Origin of the sequence: Empedobacter sp. UBA7248 (genome assembly GCF_002472945.1) — a bacterium.
GTDB classification, from domain to species: Bacteria; Bacteroidota; Bacteroidia; order Flavobacteriales; family Weeksellaceae; genus Empedobacter; species Empedobacter falsenii_C.
Genome location: NZ_DKSU01000009.1, coordinates 242,122 through 264,553, shown reverse-complemented (window position 1 = coordinate 264,553; position 22,432 = coordinate 242,122). Strand labels below are relative to the sequence as shown.

The window sequence follows — 22,432 nt, the reverse complement described above, 5'->3', positions numbered from 1 at the left end:
GGTCGTATAATTTCGGCAGATTTTGGGTCTTGATTAATCAGTTCTTCACGCTTTTTACCATCAATAATAAATGCATCATTAAATCCAGTTTTAATCCCATAATTTATTCTAATATCCCAATCCTTTAAAGGCGTACCAAGTGCCTCAATTTTAGCTTTTATGCTTTGCTCTATGGGTGATAAAACTACCCAACTGTCAGATGAATTGAAGTTGGTTAATGTTTGGTTTTGTCTAAAATAATCCCCCAAATTATTTATTACTTTTTCTTTTACGATACAAGCAAGAGTTCGGTATTGATTCTGTTGTTTTTTAAACATTAGAATATTAGTATCAACTGTTGCAGAATCAAATATTTGAATTCCTCCAAAATCAATTAAGACTTTAGGATTTGTTTGCTCAATAAAATATTGTCTTAAACTCTCTCCATAGGCAGCACGCATCCACTTATTGGAAGTAATAAAGATTAAGCATCCGTTTTGTTTTAGAATATTATTTCCTAATTCGTAAAACAAACTATAGATGTCTCCCGTTTTTGCAAATGAAGCATAATTTAATTTTTGAAGCATATTACTTGCTTCTTTCATTTTTTGTAATTGAATATAAGGCGGATTCCCGATGATGACATCAAATCCAACATAAGAACCATCATCTGCTAATACTTCAGGAAACTCAAATCGCCACTCGAAACTATTCTGAAACATGACATTGTCCAAAATTTCTTGTTTCTCTTTGGTTAATTTCTCTGCTTTTAGTTTCAATTTTTTTAAATTGTCTCTATCTGCTTTTTTAATCTTTTCTCCGAATAATGTTAAGTTATCTAAACGTAATTTTTCGTTTTCATATTCACCCACGGCTTTAGATATTTTTTCTTTTATTTTAGCATCTAAAGTTGTTCTAAAATTATTTTTGATATTTCGGATAATGGTTTCTACTTCAGCTTTTTTTGCTTTACTATTCGTATGTTTGTACTCACTAACCGCAGTTTTATAGTCGTTTATTGAATATGTAACTTCTTTATTTTTAAACGCTTGTTTTAAACTGTCGTCTAGCTTAAATCGGTGAACTAACGAATTACCACATTTAATATTGATATCGATATTTGGTAATGTTTGCAATTCGCCTTCAGTTGTGTAATATGCATTCTTTAACAGCTCTATCCATAAACGTAAACGACAAATATTTACTGAATTGGGATTGATATCTACTCCAAATAAACAATTCTCAATTAGGGTTTGTTTTTCATGAAACAATGTTTTTTGAATATGAAGACTATTTACATCTTGTCGATTATACTCGAATAATTCACCCTCGTTATAAGCAATATATAACTCATCATTTTCAATTGAAACTTCACACGGTATTCTTTCACCTTGTTCATTAGAAAGGATTCCTAATTCACTTTTTACAGCAATTAATTCATTTAAAGCAGAAACTAAAAAGTGCCCAGAGCCTACAGCGGAATCACATATTTTTAAAGTATTGATGGTATTATTTAACTTGATTCTATCCTCTTTTTTAAAGAAACTTTGACAATAAGCTTTTACATCTTCAAAAGTTTCGATAGAATGATGGTATTCTGCTTTGAATTTATCCACCACAGCCTCTCTAATCGCTTCTTTACACATAAACATTGTAATGTACCCAGGTGTATAGAATGAGCCGTCTTTGTATCCATTAATTTTCTCGAAGATTAGACCCAAAACCGAAGCATTAATTAAGGTTTTTCCATTTTGTTCATCTTCAATATCTGTATTCGCATCAGCCGAAAAATCGTATGAATCTAAGAATCGGAAGATATAATCGAGCGTATTTAATTTACCTTTTAATTTTTTCCCGTTATTATCTTTTAAAATTGTACCTGAAAAAACTTGCATTTCTTCATCTTTCAGTGCAGTAATATCAAATGTTAAACGCTCCATTTCACTATGTTCAAACAAACTACTGTTTAGATAAGGGATATTCTTGAAACGTTCCTTGTTTTTATCGTGTCTTTCATTTAATGGTCTTGCTAATGCTGAAAAGAATAAATCGTTTAAAGCATCATAACCATTTAGAAAATTAAAATTTAAGAATTTGTATTCTTTGGATTTGTTATAACTGACTAACTGTGATTCTAGTAATTTAAGAAATAGAATACGGTTGATCCAATTAATACATAACTCTAACCCTACATTGAAAGCTTTCTCTGGAGAATTTGGTATATTCGTTATACGATCTAGATAACTTTTATCTTCTAATGTATAAATTGTATTTTCTAATATAGAAGCATAATCACGTTCTTTAGGATCTTTTCTTACAATTACCTTTTTAGATCCTGTTTTCTCTTTTATTTCTTCTAAACCGATAATATGAAGTAACTCTTTGTAGAAATCATTGTTTAACTTATTACTATCATTACCAAATGATTTACCTAATAAATGCGTATCAGAAAATAATTTATATAGGTTACTAATTTTAGTATCATTGTATTTTGTTATTTCTTTCGTATCTAATTTAATGTGTACATAGGGAAGTTTGTCTTTTACCTTCTCAATATAAATTGCGGCTATTTCTTTATAGAATAGCTCGTTTTTAGCAGTGTCTTTTAATCCATCACGGAAACGCGCATATTCTTTTATTAATTCTGTATTTTTATAAAAATAATCGTAAAAGTCTTCCCCTTTGAAAAAGAACCATTCAATCCCATTGGTAACTATAATTTGCTTTATGTTATTATTCTTATAATCGATGCGTTCGCGTAAATAATATAATAAAACTTCTTGTAACGCTTTTTTATTGATATTATTCGTTGAAATAAATTCGGCTTTATTACTCGGTCTTTTGGCTTCTATAATAACACCAACATCACTTTTAGCTGTCTTATCTAAATAAATAGCTAAATCAATTCGATCTTTGGTATTGATTAAATTCTTTTGATAAAATGTATTGGTTAAGAACTTCTTTATAGGTTCTTTTAAATGTTCTTCAGATTCATTTCTACTATCACTAATTCCAATCGATTCTAAGCAAGCTAATAATTCAGATTTGAAATTTTCAACTTCTTTGCGGATTGGCTTAAATTGGCGATAAGCGGGATTTAATGCTTTAACGATAGATATCATTTCATATTAGTTTAGTTATTAAATATAACAATATATCTATAAAGAAATAAAATTTTAACATATAAAACTATCTAATAGTTACTTATAAAGTTTAGTGTTTTTAAATATTTATCTCTATAACAATATTGTTATAATATTTTGGTCGCATCAAGAATGAATAAAACTAAGATTTATATCAAAAATGCTTAAAAAGATCTTATCCTATAATTTTTTAGATATTCATCATAATTGGTGAGTTTGATTAAATTGTACGAATTACATCAAACTCGTTGGGAATTCTTCTTCAACCATTTCAATTGGTTCTATAGTTGATTGTTCTTTTAGTAGTAATGATTCTCTATATTCCATAGCTTCCGCATCTGTTATAAATTCAGCTTCAAAGCCTAACTCTACTATCTTTTCTTTAATTTCTTGAAGAGTTACATTAAAAAACTCTCTTCTATAGTTAAATAAATTGACAGCTTTATCTGCAAAAGCTTTATGCAATTCATATTCTAAGGTTCTGGCTTCATCACTATAAATCATAGCATGAACATCAAATCGAAATGGAACTGAGGCATCTCCTAATTCTCGTACTCTATCCAAAGGTTCTAACCTTCTTGTCATTCCTATTTTAAATACATTTTCTCCAAAAGAACCAATATTTGAAATAATATACACATGTCCTCTCTTGGTCTGCTGAGCCATAGATAAAGCTCTTTCCTTTTTTAACCTTGCTTCTTCTAATTCTTTTTCGAGTTGCTCTATTTGTAATTTTAATTCTTCGGAATTATTACTCCCTTGCTCCTTTCTAACTTTTTCTAAAGCTTTTTGGAAATAGGCTTCTTCTTTTTCTGCTTCTTTTTGAGCTTTCTCAAATTCTCTTTTTGCTTTTTCTTCTTCCCTTAGCTCATCTTGAATCGCCTTAGCTTCTTCTTTTTCTTGTTGTTTTTTTAATTGAAACTCATATTCGAGGATAATTTCTTTCAATTTTAACTCTAAATAATCATTCGTTATTCTTACTTGCTGTCCCTCACCTAATTTATTTAAAGCGGTAAATGATTTTTTAATTCTTTCTTTTATTTGATTGATATTATTCCATTTTACTTTACCTAATAACGCATCACATTCCCCATTAAATGCTCTTAATAGTAATTTTATATACTTATTTGTAGCAGCCCTTCCTTTGGCTTCGCTCCCATCTAAGGTCCAAGTTGTATCACATACACAGGCTTTATCAACGGTAATTAAATGTTTCTGTCGATCTCTAATAGATGATTGTTCGTACCTATATTGGTCTGATTTTTCGAAATCGTACAAAGGTTCGTATAATCCAAATTCAGCTAAATCTAATTGGTTTTCATAAATAGAAATCTTCGATTTTAAATCTTTATAAACATTTATTGAATTGAGGTATTTATTATTTAATTCATCTAAATCATTCTTTTTCGAAACGAGTTGATTATTGACTTCTCTATCTAATGCATCAAATTTTTCTTTTTCTGTTTTTATATAGAATTCTATATCTACTATTCCGTTATATCTAGTTAGATTAGAGTTCAATTCAGAATTAGTATTTTCTAAACTAACAATCTTTTTTTCGAGTTCAGAAATTTTATCAAATTCTTTCTTTTTTAAAAAATCAAATATTCCCATCGCAATTAATTTTCTTGATACAACAAAACTACATAGAGCGTTACAATCTAATTTACGTGAAACCGTAAGTTAGTAGAAAAAAAATTATTCATATTTGAAAGTGTATAACATTAAACCTAATACGATGACGAATGAAATAACAGAAGAAATAGACCAAAAACTGGAAAACATCTATACATACATCTTAACTAAAAAAAATACTTATAAATTTAACCTTTCTCATTTACCAGAAATTAATGACTACACAACCAATATCTTAGAAGCTATACATTTTGATGAAATATTCAAAGAATTAAATAAGAAGACTCATAATTGCATCTATTGGTTTGAATTAAAAGATGAACAAAAATGTTTGGAATTGAATACTTTGTTGGACAACAACAGAGAAAAATTAAGTGATCAATACAGAGTAATTCCACCGAAAAATAAAAATCAAGATAGCAACGTTTTATATGTAGGGATTAGAAGAGGTGGAGTTAGAAAAAGAGATCAATTATCCAATCTTTCTGGTAGAATAGTCCAACATTTGGGATATTATGAAAGAGGCTCAACGCAAGGACTTCAATTAGTACATTGGTGCAAAGGACTTGATTTCGATATCAACTTGAATGTTGTAGAACTTGAAAATTTACCGAACGATTACTTAAATGTTGTAGAAAAAATCCTTTCTTATCATCTAAAACCTTTGTGTGGTAGACATTAAATTGTTTACTTTAATTAAATAGTAAAATCAATACATTCTATGAAAAATAAATTATTAGTCCTATCATTCTTGCTTAGCTATACTATTTTTGCGCAGAACTGCGAGGAAATTCAAAAAGAGAATGATTATTTAAAACAAATCCTTCATATCAACACAGCCGAATACAAAACGGAATTTGATAAAACAGAATTCTCAATCACTAAAATAGAAGGTGATACAAAGCAACAAACTGTGACATTTACCATCTTGGTCAACAACAAAGATGTCAATAAGGTTATAGCAATGGGGACTTTCAGTGCAATAGATTTAGAAGGGGATGAGTACAAAAAACAAGATTTTGCAGAAATAAAAGGCTTAAATTCCCTTGGAAGCGAAACTTTTAGTACCAATGTACCAAAAAAGATAGAACCTATTCTAGTAAAAGTCCCTGTAAATACACAGTTAATCAAACTTTTCAAATTCAACTATTATTCGGACATTCTACATGATTATAAAACAATCGAATTCCGTGATCTAAAAATAAAGTGGAAATAAATTAGATAAAACTTACCTCAATCTTAGACTTAATACATTTTACATCATACTTAATACATAAAAATCTCAACCTCATTTCCACACTCCCCTTACCCCTCTCAAGAGGGAAAATTATCTCCTTGGTTTTGTATATTTATCGTCTAAGTCTTCGATACAACGCTTTGCAAACGTCACTCTGACTGACGAAGCCAGTCCCCTTAGTGGAGCCGAAGGGTAATTCATTTTTTAAGTACTTTTTACATCTAAAATCGTAAATCAAAAATCTGGAACTTTTACCTTACCCTCAATCTTAGACTTAGTACATTTTACATCATACTTAATACATCAAAAATCGTAAATCATCAATCTATAATCTTCTACTCTATCTCATCCTCAAATATTTTTTACATAATACATATTACATTGTACATTTTACAACTTTCTCAATACTAACATCCCAATACTAACATCTACTTTTTACAATTCAAGAATCTAATCTGTAATAAAACTTAATACTAATACTCAATAAAAACCGTTCTCAAAGGAAAAATACACCCAATAAAAACAATTCAATTTCAGAAACACCAATCATTTTGAAATTAGTATATTAGCCAATATCGCGAAATAGTTTATCCCAAAAACAATATACAAGATGAACATCAGTAACATAGCCGCAAAATGTAAGATCGATCAAAACGATTTGCAAGAATTAATATATGGTAATATTACAGTCGGAATTGAAAAAAGATTAGACGTTTCAAAAGAATCTCTACAAAACTTTATCTACGGTCACGTTGACGAAGAAATTTCGAAAAAATTTGATCTTTCAAAAGAGGACTTACAATTCCTACGATATCAAAAAGGCGGAGATGGAGCAATAGGAATGATTATGGGATTGCTTTTAATAAAATAGAACCAGATAAAATACCAACTTGCGACAATGAACCCGCTTAATTTTCATTTCAAAAAACCAGATGCTGATTTAGTTGACTTTGTCTATGCGTTTTCGGCTTTGACGAATGTCACAGAGATAGATAAAGGGATTATTATCCCAAATGGAAAAATTGATTTGATGTTGTGTAAAACGAAAGATAATACATGGGAAGTATTATTGATGGGATTGGAAACCAAAGCCAAGGAAATGCCACACAATGATTTTGAAGTTTTTTATTGTATTAGTTTCACCCCTTTATCTCTTGAGTATATTTTGAAAGTTTCGATTGCCGAAATACTAAACACAGCAAAGAAATTACCTGTTGATTTTTGGGAATTAGAAATGAATGATTTTGATGATTTCTGTAATAAAGCAACTGCCAAAATCAGGTCTTTAATTCCACGTAAAATAGATGAAAGGAAACGCCAATTATTTCGATTCATTTTCGAAAAAGATGGACAAATCAATGTAAAAGAACTTTCCGAAAAAATAGGTTGGAGTGAGCGTCAAATCAATCGTTATTTTAATCAAAAACTAGGCATTTCACTAAAATCATATTGCACCATCGTACGATTTCAAGCTTCTCTTCCTTATATAAAACAAGGAAAATTAGCGCCTCAATTTGATCATTTTACAGATCAATCGCATTTTATCAAAGAAATCAAGAAATTATCAGGTGTATCACCAAAAGAACTTTTTAAAAATGAAAACGACCGATTTTTACAATTTTTGGTCTATTCTGAAAAGTAATTTTGTCGAAAATAAAATCACATGCTAATAGCAAATAAAAAAGTAGCCATTATTGGTGGTGGACCTGGTGGATTAACCTTAGCCAAATTATTGGTGATGAATGGTGTTGATGCAATTGTTTATGAAAGAGATACCGACCGAAATGCCCGTGTACAAGGTTCTCCCTTGGATTTGCATGACGAATCGGGTTTGGCAGCACTTCGAAAAGCAGGATTGTTAGAAGAATTCAAGCATAATTATATGGTGGGTGCCGATCGAATGCAGATAATGAACGAGAATGCCGAGATTTTCTACAGTAATCATGAGCATAAAGCCTTGGAGAATTTTGGAGCAGCAGATTTTCGTCCAGAAATCGATCGAGGAGTTCTTCGAAAAATTTTATTAAATTCTTTACCAGAAAGTCGTGTGATGTGGGATCATCACTTTATTTCGATGCAACAAGAAGGTGAAGGTTGGTGTATACAGTTCAAAAATAGAAAAACAGCATATGCCGATTTGGTGATTGCTGCCGATGGAGCCAATTCCAAAATTAGATCCTATGTAACAGATTATAAAGCTTTTTATTCGGGAATTACAATGTTAGAAGGCACTATTCACAACGCCAAGAATACAGCTCCTACAATCTCTAAACTTTTGAAAGGTGGAAAAATAATGGCTTTTGGGAACAACAAAAATATCTTGATGGGACAAAAAGCAAATGATGAAATTGGATTTTATGCCAGCATGAGAGTAGATGAAAATTGGTCAACCGAAAATAAATTAAATTATAACGACAATGCCCAATTATTGGAGTGGTTTCGTCTAACTTATCCCGAATGGTCAACAATTTGGCATGAATTAATTGCAAATACACAATCATTTGTTCCCCGTCCAATTTATTGTATTCCATTTGATCAAGAATGGGAGACTAAAAATAATTTAACGTTGATAGGTGACGCGGCTCATGTGATGCCTCCATTTGCTGGTGAAGGTGTAAATATGGCTATGTTAGATGCCTTAGAATTAAGCCAAAATTTGATTTCTGATACATGCTCAAATAGTAAAGAAGCCATTCAACACTATGAAATTAAAATGCGCAAAAGAGCTTCAGAAGTAGCACAAGAATCTTTGGAAAACGGAAATAAAATGCATGCTATAAATGCATTAGAAACAATGCTTTCTTTTTTTAAGAACCATTAAAAGCCGACAGACGATTTGCAGACGAGCTTCAATCCATTGAAACGAACGTAAAAAAGATTAGTGAGCGATAGCATTTGAAATTAAAAGGAGGAGCCACTGTGTGGCTTAGGTATTCCTTTTCTTTAATGTCACTTTTTTTATTCATTAATATTAAATTTTAATAATCGGTATTCATATACCCTATGGGGAACGGTCAAAAAAACTAACGAAAAAAGACTTGGCTGTAAACCTCTCTACTAAAAATGTCTTCACTCCACTAAAGATTTTAAAAACCCTACAGGCTAAAATCTTTTTAACGTTGCACTCAAACATTTTCTTAACGTGAGAGTTTTAAGGCCATTTTTTATCCTTTTAAATATTCTAATCCACTTTTAACAACGAATTTTAGAGTCGACATACGATTTGCAGACGAGTTTCAATCCATTGAAACAAGCGTAAAAAAGATTAGTGAGTGTATGCGAATCATTTAAGATTTTTAGTGCGTGAGATGGAAATTGAACGTCGAAAATCGAAGTCTTGATTTTTTGATTACTTTTTGATCAAGCAAAAAGTAATATACCGAAGCTTATAAAGCTTCTCCTCTTAATCTCAAATGTTTTTGTGTCAAGACTTCCCCGAAGGGCATATGAATTCATTTGAAAACAATAATAACCTATGAATAAAAATGAACATAATAAAATAATGAACCACTAATTATCTTCTTGATATCGTAAATTATGTTCAGAACAGCATCTCGTTGTCATTCTGAGCATGTCGAAGAATCTCATCCAATATGTCATTTCGAGGAATTGAGAAATCTCAGCCGATAATGTTCGAAAATGGTACTGTAGAATTACCAGAATGTTTTAACTAAACTAACCTATTCAAATTACAAATGCGGGATAGCAATATCTTGTGCTTGTAACAATTAATAATACATAAAATATTGAACTTCAAAATAACAACCATAATTTTTTATATAAAAAAGTATAAATTCATAAAATAAGATATTTCCCGAAATAACAAAATCTGAACAACTTAAAAACAATTAATTAAACTTAACAAAAACACACAACAGATAAAAAAATACAATCCATCTAAAAAATGATTAAGTACCTATGTCGTACAAAGGAAGGTAGCTTTGCTGTAGTTGATTTCTTTTCATAAAAAAGAAAAGAGAATAGGTTTGTATAATATTTAAATTACTAAACAGAAACAAATGAAAAAAAATCTCCTTTTTTTTACAATTTTCCTATCTGTACTGACTTTTGGACAAGTAGGAATTAATACTTCCAATCCGCAAGGCTTATTCAATATTGATGGAAAATTAACGGAAGAAACAACCAATCCTTCAAGTGGAGCACCAACATCTAAACAGTTTGAAGATGATTTTATTGTAACAAATTCTGGTGCTACTGGAATTGGGACAATCCCTAATGTTTATGCAATGCTTGATGTAATATCAACAAACAAAGGTTTACTTGTTCCTAGAATTACATTAAATTCTAATACAATGGATCTTAATGCAGATGGGGATAATGATATTTCAAACCAACCACAAGGTTTACTAATCTATAATATAGGTACAGCTTTACCAAAAGGGTATTATTTCTGGAATGGAACCGAATGGCGAAGCATTGAGGACACTACTTCTGTTAAAGCAAGTGCATCTGTAAATTGTGTAGCTTCAATAATAGATCCTTCTCAAAGCATTGATGGTGATACACCTAAACCTATACTGTCAGGTAGTATCATCAAAGTTCCATATACAGGAGGAAATGGTGGTAAATTTACTGGGGTTACATTGCAATCTATAGGTAATCCTAATATTACAGCTACAATTGCAGATGGAAAATTAGAATATGGTTCAGGTTACCTAGTTTTTGCACTACAAGGTATGCCCATTGCTTCTCAGACATCACCTATAGGAATATCATTTGACTTAACTTCTTTTTTTGAAGTAAATACTGATATAACAGGTTGTAAAGATATAACTGTTGGTACGCAAATGAACGCTGATATTAAAATAATTGCAGTGATGGATTACATGAAATTTGTAACAGATCCTGATACAGGTGTAAAAGGCTTTACTGTTAATGCTACAACTCCTGATGGTTTATATACTATAAAAGTTTTTATGAGACACTCTATTCAGAATAATACAGCTACTTCAAAAAATAATACTTATCGTACAGACAGTGGTACTGAGAACAACGTCTTAATTCGTAATAATACTGCTGATATAAAAACAATTATGTGGAATTACAACACAGAGTATGGTGGTTATATAGGAGATGCTGGAGGCTCATTAAAAGTACCTTCAAAAATACCTGGAGGAGGTGTAGGAAATACATGGAGAACATTGTCTACTTCCAATACAGGCGCTTGGGCAGATCAGGGAATCTATAATGCAAGTAATTCTGGTCCTGAACACAGAAGATACACTTGGATTGATACAACTTCTAACACAAAAGTAGCATACACAGCTATTGTTATGGCAGGTATGGATCCTACAGCTGTGCAAACCGATGTAGAAAAATTAAAAGTATATATAAAAATAGAGCAAGTAACAGGTTTGTGAAACAATCTTTTATTAATCTCTTATAGATAATAAACTACTTACAACAATTTTTTTAAATTAAAATCTCTTTCATTTATCTAAAAATTGAAAGAGATTTTTAACTGTCAAAAGCAACAATTTGTCATATAAAATAAAACTTCATATTTAGAGTGTACTTTTCTATTTCTCTTTATTAAAATTCTATTTTATATTAAATAAATGAAAAATGAATTTCAAAAACATCCATATCGGATCTATTATTCTTCAACGAGTAAATGAATGCAACATTGAAAATACACGTATTTGTAATTTCCTTAAATGTGATGAAATAGTTCTTCAAAAAATGTATTCTTCTGAAAGTTTAGACACGAAACTTTTATTGAGATGGAGCAAATTATTAGAATATGATTTTTTTAGAATTTACTCTCAACATCTCATTTTATTTTCTCCTCCAATTCCTCCAAATCAAACAGATAAAAGGAACTCTTTACCTCAATTCAGAAAAAACCTTTATACAAAAGAGCTAATTGATTTTATAGTAGATAAAATTAAAACGAATAAAATGACTACAAAACAAGTCATTGAGACTTATAGAATACCTAAAACAACTTTATACAAATGGCTAGAAAAGTACAAATAATAAAACCAAATTATAAAAAAATTTACAATGATATTCTAGATGAAATGTTTCCTGAAAAGAAACAAGAATTCTTCTATTTTTTTAATAGAAAGCAGGTATCATCTTTAGATATTATTGATTTAAATAATAAAATATTTGGCTACAAATCTGAAATTGACCGAAAACACTATGCTTATTTAAAATCAGATATCATTGAAATTCTAAATTATCAGAAAAAACATTGTTTAAATGATGCTCAATTAGCAAAGCATTTTAACATCAGTAGAAATTCTGTAGCAAAGTGGAAAAAAATATTTTTATAATTATATTATATCAAAAATAACAATTACATATACACAATATTGATTTAAAGCTCTTTACCAATTTTATTTATAATGAGATTTAATTAGAAATAACGTCTATTTTAAAGCTTTTCTAACATGTTTCTTAAAATTTTAGAAATAAGAATGGAAAAGTTACTTCTTCTTTCAAAAAGTTTAATCATCTCGTATTTTTACAACTATATCGTTAATTTACAACACTTTAATAAACTTCACAAATAATTATCTTTACAGAATGATGATAAAGAAAGGTTGGAATTTTATTTTAAATAGACATATCCACTCCCAAATAAACGAACTAAAACTTATATACGCACAAAGAATGAATATATTTTCTTTCGCTTTAGGTATAGTGTTTTATGTAAATGGAATTCGTGATTTATTTTTTGGTCATACAATTTACTTTAGTGCTTTAATTGGCATTGGAACAATCTATATGATTGTGTTTTTCTTCACTAAAATTTGGTTTAAACCTATAGCTTGGCTATTTAACCTCATCTTCTTACTTTTTGTTACTTTCTTTTTCTCCACAACAAAGGGATTTGGAAATGGCCTCTCAATGTATTATTTTGTGATTCTGATTGCTTCATTATTTATTTTCAATGAAAAAGATACGGTTAAATTAAACATTATCATTTATACTATTGCGTTGATATTATTTATGATAAGTCATTATTATGATTTTAGGATTTTTACAATCGAAGATTCTGAACATAAAACATATACACGAAATCAAAGAATTTTTACATTTATTGAAACATTCATAGGAATTATTTGCTTTGGATATTTTATTCTATCAAAACATTTTAGAGTAGCAAGTTTATACAAACAAACCATGCGAAGCGAAAAAATGATTATCGAACTAAGGCGAAAACTTAGAACTGATACTCAAATTTATGCGATAGAAGAAGTCGTAAAACTCGCTGTAAAAGACGATATAGCTTATATTCCTAAATTTAAGTTAGTTTTTCCGAATTTCTATGCAAATCTTTTATCCATTAATCCTGAAATGACGCCAGACGAATTCAAATTTTGTTCTTTACTCAAATTAGGTTTTACAACCAAAGATATTGCAGAATACAACAACCTCGCAATAAGAACTGTGCAAACAAGAAAAAGTAGATTAAGAAAAACCTTTGATATCTCTTCTGACGTTAACTTATACAAATGGATTGACGATGTGTGAAGGATGAATAACATAGCTCAATCAACCCTATTTACAAGAAGTAAAAATATTTTATGTAAACAATATTCATAGACTTTAACACATTGATTTTTAAGTATTCATTTTTGGAAAAAAATTAAAAGTAATAAAGATATTTTTGAAGATTTAAAATTAATTGAAAAGCTTGATTTTACACCAGGTACTCAATATGATTACAATAATAATTTTTTCTTAAGAATAGCTATAATTGAGAAAATTATGGGACTGGAATACAAAGAGTATGTCAAAAAATACATTTTCAACCCTTCCAAAATTACATCTGCTGAAATTACACCTATCAATGATTTAAAATTTATAGCAAAAGGATTTAATAACAAATAGATAGAAGACAAACCAGATTTCTTGATTGGAGGAACTTTTATAACTACATTAGATTTGCTAAAATTTACAAATTGTCTTCATTCAAAAAAATAAATTAATACGAATTCTTTATACGAGTTAGGGCAACATTTCGACCAAAAAGATTCGCAAAACGCACTAGGAGAAGCTCAATTTGTAAAGAAATAGATGATTCGACATTCTCATGATGGAAGAGCAGGAAATTATGATGCAATGATGATTTCAGATGTAGAACATAAATTTGATATAATTCTTTTGAGTAATAATTATCAAGGAGAAATAGTTGAAATTTCGAAGGCAATTCAAGCAATTTTAGAAAACAAAAAATATTCTTTACCTCAAAACAAATCATAAAATCTCGTTTTTAAACATTCTGACGTAGCCTTTTATTTTATGTAAAACCATAATTTATTGTGATAAGTTTTTTGGATATTTGAATCGAAAAAAACCATTTTTTTTTTGAATTACAATTTACATAATGTCATTCTGAACGCATTCCTGAACATGCAATAGTACTGAATCTCATCCTTATTTCCTTTAAAAAACGTCATTACTTGAAAAGCTGACATACGATTTGCAGACGAGCTTCAATCCATTGAAGCGAACGTAAAAAAGATTAGTGAGCGATAGCGAGTCGTTTAAGATTTTTAGTGAGTAAAATGATGATTGTACGTCGAAAATCGAAGTCTTAACTTTTTTGGTTCGTTTTTGTGTCAAGACTTCCCCGAAGGGCATATGAATTCATTTAAAAACAAAAATAACTCATGAATAAAAATGAACATATAATTATTATCAACTTGATTTTGTATATTTATCGTCTAAGTCTTCGATACAACGGTTTGTTAACCGTCACTCTGACTGACGAATCAAGCCATCTGAGCGAAATCGAAGGGTAATTCAGCTTAACTATACGTTATTATTAACATAATTGCATTTACTAAATGTCATCTTGAACTCGTTTCAAAATCTCATCCAATGTGTTATTTCGAGGAATTGAGAAATCTCAGTCTATACTTTTGATTTCGACTCCGCTCAATTAATGACATTTGCAATCTCAACCTCAAATACATACTACTTTTTACATAATACATAGTACAACTCTAAAATCTCAATTCTAATATCTACTTACTACATTATACCACCCTCTCAATACTCATATCTCAATACTAACATCTACTTTGTACTTTTTACATAATACATTTTACAACCCTCTCAATACTTAATACTCATATCTAAAATCTCAATCCCACACTCCCCTCTCAAGAAAAGAATATTGTTCTTTGAGTAAAGATGCTTTATCTATTAGAGATATACATATATCAACCAGGAATAGCAATTCGTCAAGTAATTTATTTTTTTACTATTAAAACTCCTCTCTTTGGCAAAAAAAGATGAATAAAAACATTTTAATTTCCACGTTTAGTTTATTAACGACTTTCTTGAATGCACAGAATAAAATTGGAGGTCAATTAAAAATGGAATATGTACCATTTTCCAATTATATACGTCCAATAGATAGTTTAAAAACAGATTCGAAAAGCGATTTCAAAAAAGCTGAGTTGAGTTTGAAAATTCCTTTATATACGAAAGAATTAAAAAATGGAAAAGTTAGCAACTGGTCTTTGTTATTTAGTACTGCATATGCAAGAATGAACAATAAAAATTATGAAGAACAATTATTTCCATCAGAAATGTTGAATTCGCAAATTGGATTACAATATTTTTCGCCTATTAGTTCTTCATGGTCTATTTTGACAATGGCTTCAGTAGGTATTTACACTGATATGGAAAATATATCTGCTGATGATATTTTGGGGCAAGGAGGTGTTTTATTTATTAAACATTTTAATCCAAAATTAGCTTTAGGGTTAGGACCTGTATTATCGAATAACTTTGGAGTTCCTATGGTAATGCCAGGAATTTATTTTGATTGGAAAACTGGAGGTGACAAATTCAATGTGAATATTAATTTTCCAGAAGGTGTAGAAGCAGGCTACCAAATGACAACAAACTTTGCTTTGAAAGGCGTGGTAAATCTTAGTGGAATGGTTGCTGAAAGATCCAAAGAAGGTAAATCATTATTAGTAGGTTATCAGCAAGTTGTAGCTGGTTTACGTCCTGAAATAAAATTGAGTAATTCGCTAAAACTCCAATTAACAGGAGGAACGACTTTGGTACGATCTTTTTCTGAAAATGAACGAAGTTTAAAAAGTCTTTTTAGAAAGAAAGATATTGCAGACCCTCGTTTTTCGACAACCTTTTATTCAGCGTTGAGTTTACGTTGGAACTTACCTTAATCACATAAAATAGCCTCAAAATTTATTGAGGCTATTTTTATTTACTAATTAATTTTTTATAGACTACTTGATTGAGTAGCTCATCCTTTTTATTCCTAGAAATAGGAAGTTCATGTTTGCCAATATAAATTCGACCTCCAGAAATTATTTCTATGTGTGTTACATTCACTAAGAAAGATTTATGTATGCGAAAAAAATGATTCATTGGTAAAGACTCTTCTAATACTTTCATGGTTTGGTGAATTAGAATAGATTTATCTTTGAAATGTAGTTTTACATAATTTTGCATACTTTCTACATATAAAATATCTACCCAAGAAATTTTGGTAAAAGTATCTCCTTGTCGTACATATAGAAAGGGATCATTGACAATAGTCCCATGTTTTATTTTTTCGTTAAGTACAAATGTTTGATAAGCTTTATTAACCGCTTGATAAAATCGGTTGAATGCAATTGGTTTGAGTAAATAATCAACGACTTGCAATCGAAATCCTTCAAGCGCATATTCTGAATAAGCGGTAGTAAAAATACAAAGTGGTGGATTTTCGATTTGTTCCAAAAATTCGAGACCAGAAAGATAAGGCATATTAATATCCAAGAAAATTAGATCAATTGTGCTCTCTGTAACATATGTAGTTGCTTCTAGAGCTGTTGAACATGTTTGTATAATTTCTAGAAAATCAATTTGCTCTGCCATATCTTTGATATTCTGACGAGCCAAAGGTTCATCATCAATAATCAAACATTTCATTTTTCTTGAAATTAGAGGTGTTGTAGTCATGTTGAAGATAAATTAATCGTTAAATCGACTTTATATAATTGTCCATTTTCTGTAATATTTAATTGATGAGCTGCAGGATAAATTAAATTTAGTCGCTTTTTTACATTTTGTAATCCAATTCCACCTATATGTTTAGATTGAATAGGAATTTTAGCATATGTATTTTCGATACTCAAATGAATTTGATTGTTATTTTCGCTGCAATTTATTTTGATAAACCCTTTATAATCGGGAACTCTACTTACATATTTAAAAGCATTTTCTATAAAAGGAACCAATAACAAAGGAGCAATCATCGCTTTTTTATTCATTATAGCGAATGAAGTGGAAACATCAATTTCACTTCCCCATCGTAATTTTTCTACATCAATCAAATCTTTTAAATACTGAATTTCATTCTCTAATATGACTTCGTTTTTGTTGCATTCATAAAGTTGATAACGTAAAATATCCGAGAATTTGAGTAGTAAGAATGAAGCCAATTCGGTATCTTTTTTTAATAAAATATGAATATGGTTCAATATATTAAACATCACATGAGGATTGACTTGATCTTGTAATAATTTGAGTTGATTTTCTAAATGATCTTGTTGAAGTAATATATGATCACGCTCTATTCTTCCATGTTCTTGATAAAAACGAATGCCACAAGCTGTACCAATTATTAATAAAGATGCAGGTATAGAAAGATAAAATCCTTTCCACAATATAGGAATGTGATCAGAAAAATGAACTGGTAAAGGTTCTTTTGAGCTAACACTGATATAGGTAAAAACAAAAGAATTAAAAATAGACAATGTTAAAATAAAGAAAATTGAAAGAATCAAAAAATGTTTCATTTTCTTCTTTTGCAATGCTTTTGGAAGTAATTTTTCTGTGAGATAATAGGTTAATATAATCGAATAAAATAAAATTGCAATCGTTTGTAGTAAAGCATCGTATTTTGAATCATTTGCTTGGAAGTTAAGCCAAAGAGTAATGCCCAATACAATCCAGAAAATGGTAATGAAAAGATGTTTTTTAAAGAATTTAAAATTCATTGTATTTAAAGTAAATTAAAAAAATAAAAGAAACCACAATAGGTATTGCAGTTTCTAAAATTAAGTATTGTTATTCGAATTAAAACAAAAAGTAGCCAATTCCAATCGAAAAACTTTTAGGTTTTGATTTGAAGTTTTTACTCACATTGGATAAACTATTTTCGTAGCTAAAGTCAATCGATAATCGTTGAATATCGAATCCTAATCCTGCGATTAAACTAATAGACGATTGATCAAATTTAGAAAAAGCTTGTTTAATGTCATCTGCTCCAGTAATTTCTTTTCCGAAAGAATAACTATAAAGTCCGCCTGTAAAAGCACGTAAATTAAATTCGTTTGTATTTACAATTTTATACCCTATTGTGACAGGAATATCAATAGAATTCCAACTTAATTTCGAGCTTTCAGTCCCTCCTTCAAAACTAGTTTTTCTTTTATTAAACAACGTTTCTCCTTGTAAATAAGCACTTCCTAAATCTAATCTAGCCATTGCACCAGCTTGATATCCAAAACTGTATTTTCCTTCAAAACTTTCTGTAGAAGAGATATTGGTTAAATTTCCTCCAGCCTTTATACCCAAATGGATTGGTAATGATGTCTGAGCTTTTACATGTATTGAACATGAGATACAAGACAATAATAAACCGAATAGAACAATTTGTTTTTTCATTATACGAATTTTTATATTTCTGAGACAAAACAACGAGGAAGTTTTTGATGTAAAAATTCAATTTGATGAATGGTAGATTACCATAGATATATGGATGATGTAAGCTTATAAAAGTAAAATGTCACTTTTTATAATTGTTTTCAATAATCAAATAATCTTTTCAAAAGCAAATTTTGTCATTCTAAGCTTATATCAGAATCGCATCTGAATGATCTAGGCATTTATTTGAGAGTATTCTCTACCTCGGATATAATTTATTTTCTCACTTTTTTCCAATAGAAGTATTTAGATTTCCTACTCATTTCTTTTTGTTAAATTAGTTTTAATAATTTCTAATACAAAAGACTACTAAATTTCTTTCTTCTTATAATCAATCCACCAATCATCAAGTAAATCTAGGATTGGAAGCAATGTTTTACCAACTTCACTCAATTTATATTCTACACGAGGAGGCGTTTCGGCATATATTTTTCGACAAATAATTCCGTCACGCTCTAGTTCTCTCAATTGAATTGTCAATGTCGTTTGTGCCATATTTTCCATATCTCGACGCAACTCGCCAAATCGTTTTGGACAATCTGATGATATTGATTTAATAATTAAAGCCTTCCATTTTCCACCAATTATTTTAAAAATTCCGTTAACATCGCAACAGCTTGTATATTTTTTTAGATTTTTTTCTTCCATAAAGACTTCATAATGTGTATTAGTACAAAAAATGATACTAAGTTCATTAATTATAACTACTTGATTAGTTGATTTTTCAAAAGTAAATTTAACCCTTTAAATCATTAAAATCAGCTAAAATGAAATTAAATCTAAAAGAGATTTTCAAAATATTTATCCTTTCCATCGGCATTTTTTTATTTGTATTAGACCTTTTCATCATCAATGTTTCGTTACCAAGTATACAACATAGTCTGCAATTGTCGAATAGTAAAACGCAATGGATCATCATTTTGTACATCATTGGTTATGCCAGTTTGCTGATTAGTGCTGGAAATGCTGGAGTTACTTTTGGACGGAAAAAATTGTATCTATTAGGAATGATTGGGTTTACTTTAGCTTCATTAATTTGTGGAATTTCTACTAATATTTATATGCTTTTGGGAGGAAGATTACTACAAGGTATAAGTTCTGGTTTAATGGTTCCTCAAGGTATTTCTTTAATAACAATCTTGTTTGAAAATCAACAAAAAAGAACAATGGCACTTGGTATTTACGGAAGTTTTGCTGGTTTAGCATCTGTTTTGGGTCAGTTTTTAGGCGGAATTTTACCTGATCAAAATTGGATAGCAGAAAGTTGGCGATTGATATTTTTGGTTAATATTCCAATTGGTATTTTAGCTATTATCATGACACTTTATTTGATTCCGAAGGATATTGTCAACAGCAAACAAAAAATTTTGTTTAAGGAAATGATTCAGGTATTTTTACTGCTTATCTTTCTCATTTATCCATTAATTGTTGGTCCAGAATTGCAATGGCCTTGGTGGAACATTGTTCTGTTAATCATTTCCATTGGATTATTGATTCTGTTTATCAAAAAACAAAAGACTTTATTCCATCAACAATCCCCAACTTTTATCGACTTTTCGTTATTCCAAAATCAAGTTTTTAACCTCGGATTATTTGCTGCTTTGGCTTATTATATGGTGCAAGATGCGTACTTTATTATCAATTCAAATTACCTTCAAAACTTTAGAGGATTTACCCCAACAATGACTGGGATAGCTTTTGTTTATCAAGGGATTGGCTATGTGTTTGCGAGTGTAATTGCAAGTCGATTAGTCAATAAAATAGGCAGATTAGTTGTTTTGATAGGCTTATCGATCATGATTATTGGCTTGGGAGCACATTTAATAATTTTTGATCAACCTGAAATCAATGTAAACCAAATTCATTTTTTATTTTTCTTTTATGGTCTTGGTTGTGGAACCGTTTTGCCTTCATTAATGACATTAGCACTGCGCGACCTCAATCAATCCTTAATCGGCGTAGGTTCTGCACTTTATTTAACTGTTCAGCAATTGTCCATTTGCCTAGGAATCGCCTTTATAGTTGGTTTTTATTTAAATCATTCAGATCAATTATTTTTAAATTTTTCTCAAATTTCAAGTGCTTATGGCTACTCGACTTTAGCATCAATTATTTTACTTTTTATAGTCGGTTATGTGATTAATCGATTATTTACTACCACAAAAAGCAATTAATAATTAACTTCATATAAAATTTTCAGATAATGAATTCTTTCCTACAAAACGATCTTACTAACATAGAAGCTCTACTACAACTTACAAAAGAATATGGTGTAGATTTTTTGAAAAACATCGATAAACGTCCAACTTCTTTGAAAGAAAATTCAGTTGAACTAATCAATCAACTTTCTACAGAAGGAATAGGTACTGAAGCTTCATTGCATGAGTTTATCCAACGCTTTGAATCCATTATTGTGAGTTCTACTGGACCACGATATTTGGGTTTTGTAACAGGCGGTTCTACTCCAGCAGCGATTGTAGGTGATTGGTTAGCTACTGTTTTCGATCAAAATACGCAAGCTGCGAAGGGACAGGGTGATATTTCGGCGAAGATTGAATTTGAAACGATTCAATTGTTATTAGATTTATTTTCTTTACCAAAAGATTTTTTGGGAGGATTTGTAACAGGTGCTACAATGTCCAATTTCACTTGCTTAGCTATGGCGAGACAATGGTTTGGAAAGCAATTAGGGAAAGATTTTGCGAAAGAAGGAATCTCTGAGAAAGTAACTATTTTGTCTGCAACTCCACATTCTTCTTCGATCAAATCTTTGTCGATGCTGGGAATTGGTAGTAATAATTTGGTTAAAATTAAAACCATTGAAAGTAATCGAGAAGCGATTGATATAACAGATTTAGAACAACAAATTCAAGAATTAAATGGAAAGTCTTTCATTTTAATCTCGAGTGCAGGAACGGTGAACACGGTTGATTTTGATGATTTTGAAGCAATTACAAAACTCAGAGAAAAATATAAATTTTGGTGGCATATCGATGCAGCTTTTGGTGCTTTTGCAGCCTGCTCTTCCGATTTTAAACATTTGGTTCGCGATTGGGAAAATGCAGATAGCATCACAGTCGACGGACACAAATGGTTGAATGTCCCTTATGATAATGCGTTTTTCTTTGTGAAAGAGCAACATAAATTATTGCAAATAGAAACTTTTCAAAACTCAAATGCGCCTTATTTGGGAAATCCTTTGGATAATTTTAATTATTTAAATTATCTTCCCGAAAATTCGAGACGTTTGCGCGCTTTACCTGCTTGGTTTACCTTAAAAGCTTATGGCAAAAAAGGCTATCAAGACATTGTTGACAATTCAATTCATTTAACCCAACAGTTTGGACAATTTATTCAAGAAAATAATAGTTTAGAGCTTTTAGCTCCTGTACGATTAAATACTGTTTGTTTTTCTCTAATTGGTGATGAAAATCAAAAAAAAGTAGCCGATTTTTTAGCAAGAATAAACGATTCGGGCAAAGTTTTTATGACACCAACTGTTTATAACGGTAAAAAAGGAATTCGTGCTGCTTTTGTGAATTGGCGTACAAATGAAACCGATTTGGAAATTATAAAAGAAGTTATTTTGGAAGCAATCTCTACAAAAAAAATAATGAATCACGAAATAATTATAGATAAATGTCTGAACTATTTTTCTGACGATTTCTAAACCAAATATTTTAAAAAAATCCAGACGATATGTCTGGATTTTTTATGATCAATTTTT

At 29.9% G+C, this 22,432-nt stretch carries 19 protein-coding genes; 13 read left to right on the top strand and 6 right to left on the bottom strand.

From position 1 onward, the window contains the following. Both B4A23_RS11080 and B4A23_RS11075 read right to left on the bottom strand, forming a co-directional pair. Positions 1-3,101: DUF7149 domain-containing protein (locus B4A23_RS11080; RefSeq protein ID WP_291119954.1), on the bottom strand; the 3,101-nt coding region annotated here is incomplete at its 3' end. A 255-nt stretch (positions 3,102-3,356) separates the two neighbouring features. After that, positions 3,357-4,736, bottom strand: a complete 1,380-nt coding sequence (locus B4A23_RS11075; protein WP_291119951.1) for a DUF4041 domain-containing protein — start codon at positions 4,734-4,736, stop codon at positions 3,357-3,359. Between the two features lie 94 nt (positions 4,737-4,830). Here B4A23_RS11075 and B4A23_RS11070 point away from each other — a divergent pair, with 94 nt between their 5' ends. The 11 genes from B4A23_RS11070 (at position 4,831) to B4A23_RS11020 (ending at position 16,175) form a co-directional block, all read left to right on the top strand. Continuing rightward, positions 4,831-5,439: a hypothetical protein gene (locus tag B4A23_RS11070; protein WP_291119948.1), complete on the top strand. Its 609-nt coding sequence runs from the start codon at positions 4,831-4,833 to the stop codon at positions 5,437-5,439. Between the two features lie 39 nt (positions 5,440-5,478). Further along, positions 5,479-5,973 (top strand): hypothetical protein, encoded by a 495-nt coding sequence (locus tag B4A23_RS11065; protein WP_280062969.1) that lies wholly within the window; start codon positions 5,479-5,481, stop codon positions 5,971-5,973. 631 nt (positions 5,974-6,604) lie between these two features. After that, a complete protein-coding gene (locus tag B4A23_RS11060; protein ID WP_291119944.1) occupies positions 6,605-6,865 on the top strand; it encodes a hypothetical protein in 261 nt (86 codons plus the stop codon). A gap of 27 nt (positions 6,866-6,892) precedes the next feature. Further along, positions 6,893-7,636: a helix-turn-helix domain-containing protein gene (locus B4A23_RS11055; protein WP_291119942.1), complete on the top strand. Its 744-nt coding sequence runs from the start codon at positions 6,893-6,895 to the stop codon at positions 7,634-7,636. Between the two features lie 21 nt (positions 7,637-7,657). After that, positions 7,658-8,815: an FAD-dependent oxidoreductase gene (locus B4A23_RS11050; RefSeq protein WP_291119939.1), complete on the top strand. Its 1,158-nt coding sequence runs from the start codon at positions 7,658-7,660 to the stop codon at positions 8,813-8,815. 1,198 nt (positions 8,816-10,013) lie between these two features. Then, positions 10,014-11,375, top strand: coding sequence for a hypothetical protein (locus B4A23_RS11045; RefSeq protein WP_291119936.1), 1,362 nt, complete (start codon positions 10,014-10,016; stop codon positions 11,373-11,375). A gap of 205 nt (positions 11,376-11,580) precedes the next feature. After that, complete coding sequence (locus B4A23_RS11040) at positions 11,581-11,994, top strand: transposase (protein WP_291119933.1); 414 nt, start codon at positions 11,581-11,583, stop codon at positions 11,992-11,994. Next, entirely contained in the window at positions 11,973-12,296 is a 324-nt protein-coding gene (locus B4A23_RS11035; RefSeq protein ID WP_291119930.1) for a helix-turn-helix domain-containing protein, read from the top strand. Before B4A23_RS11040 ends, B4A23_RS11035 begins: the two co-directional genes overlap by 22 nt. 340 nt (positions 12,297-12,636) lie before the next feature. Beyond that, complete coding sequence (locus B4A23_RS11030; RefSeq protein WP_291119927.1) at positions 12,637-13,500, top strand: helix-turn-helix transcriptional regulator; 864 nt, start codon at positions 12,637-12,639, stop codon at positions 13,498-13,500. Positions 13,501-14,046: 546 nt separating this feature from the next. After that, positions 14,047-14,232 carry a hypothetical protein gene (locus B4A23_RS11025; RefSeq protein ID WP_291119924.1) on the top strand — a complete coding sequence of 62 codons (186 nt, stop codon included), beginning with the start codon at positions 14,047-14,049 and terminating at the stop codon, positions 14,230-14,232. Between the two features lie 1,037 nt (positions 14,233-15,269). Beyond that, entirely contained in the window at positions 15,270-16,175 is a 906-nt protein-coding gene (locus B4A23_RS11020; RefSeq protein ID WP_291119921.1) for a DUF6268 family outer membrane beta-barrel protein, read from the top strand. Between the two features lie 37 nt (positions 16,176-16,212). On the opposite strand, the gene B4A23_RS11015 is transcribed toward B4A23_RS11020, so the two are convergent. The 4 genes from B4A23_RS11015 to B4A23_RS11000 form a co-directional block, all read right to left on the bottom strand. Then, on the bottom strand, positions 16,213-16,965 hold the full coding sequence (locus B4A23_RS11015; RefSeq protein WP_414647083.1) for a LytR/AlgR family response regulator transcription factor: 753 nt from the start codon (positions 16,963-16,965) through the stop codon (positions 16,213-16,215). Beyond that, positions 16,953-17,996, bottom strand: a complete 1,044-nt coding sequence (locus B4A23_RS11010; protein ID WP_291119917.1) for a sensor histidine kinase — start codon at positions 17,994-17,996, stop codon at positions 16,953-16,955. The genes B4A23_RS11015 and B4A23_RS11010 overlap by 13 nt, the downstream gene beginning before the upstream one ends. Before the next feature lie 79 nt (positions 17,997-18,075). After that, positions 18,076-18,666, bottom strand: coding sequence for a porin family protein (locus B4A23_RS11005; RefSeq protein WP_291119915.1), 591 nt, complete (start codon positions 18,664-18,666; stop codon positions 18,076-18,078). Positions 18,667-19,014: 348 nt separating this feature from the next. After that, positions 19,015-19,353 carry a winged helix-turn-helix transcriptional regulator gene (locus B4A23_RS11000; RefSeq protein ID WP_291119912.1) on the bottom strand — a complete coding sequence of 113 codons (339 nt, stop codon included), beginning with the start codon at positions 19,351-19,353 and terminating at the stop codon, positions 19,015-19,017. A 119-nt stretch (positions 19,354-19,472) separates the two neighbouring features. Here B4A23_RS11000 and B4A23_RS10995 point away from each other — a divergent pair, with 119 nt between their 5' ends. Both B4A23_RS10995 and B4A23_RS10990 read left to right on the top strand, forming a co-directional pair. Next, a complete protein-coding gene (locus B4A23_RS10995) occupies positions 19,473-20,879 on the top strand; it encodes an MFS transporter (protein ID WP_291119909.1) in 1,407 nt (468 codons plus the stop codon). Between the two features lie 29 nt (positions 20,880-20,908). Beyond that, a complete protein-coding gene (locus B4A23_RS10990) occupies positions 20,909-22,375 on the top strand; it encodes a pyridoxal phosphate-dependent decarboxylase family protein (protein ID WP_291119906.1) in 1,467 nt (488 codons plus the stop codon). Positions 22,376-22,432: the final 57 nt, after the last annotated feature.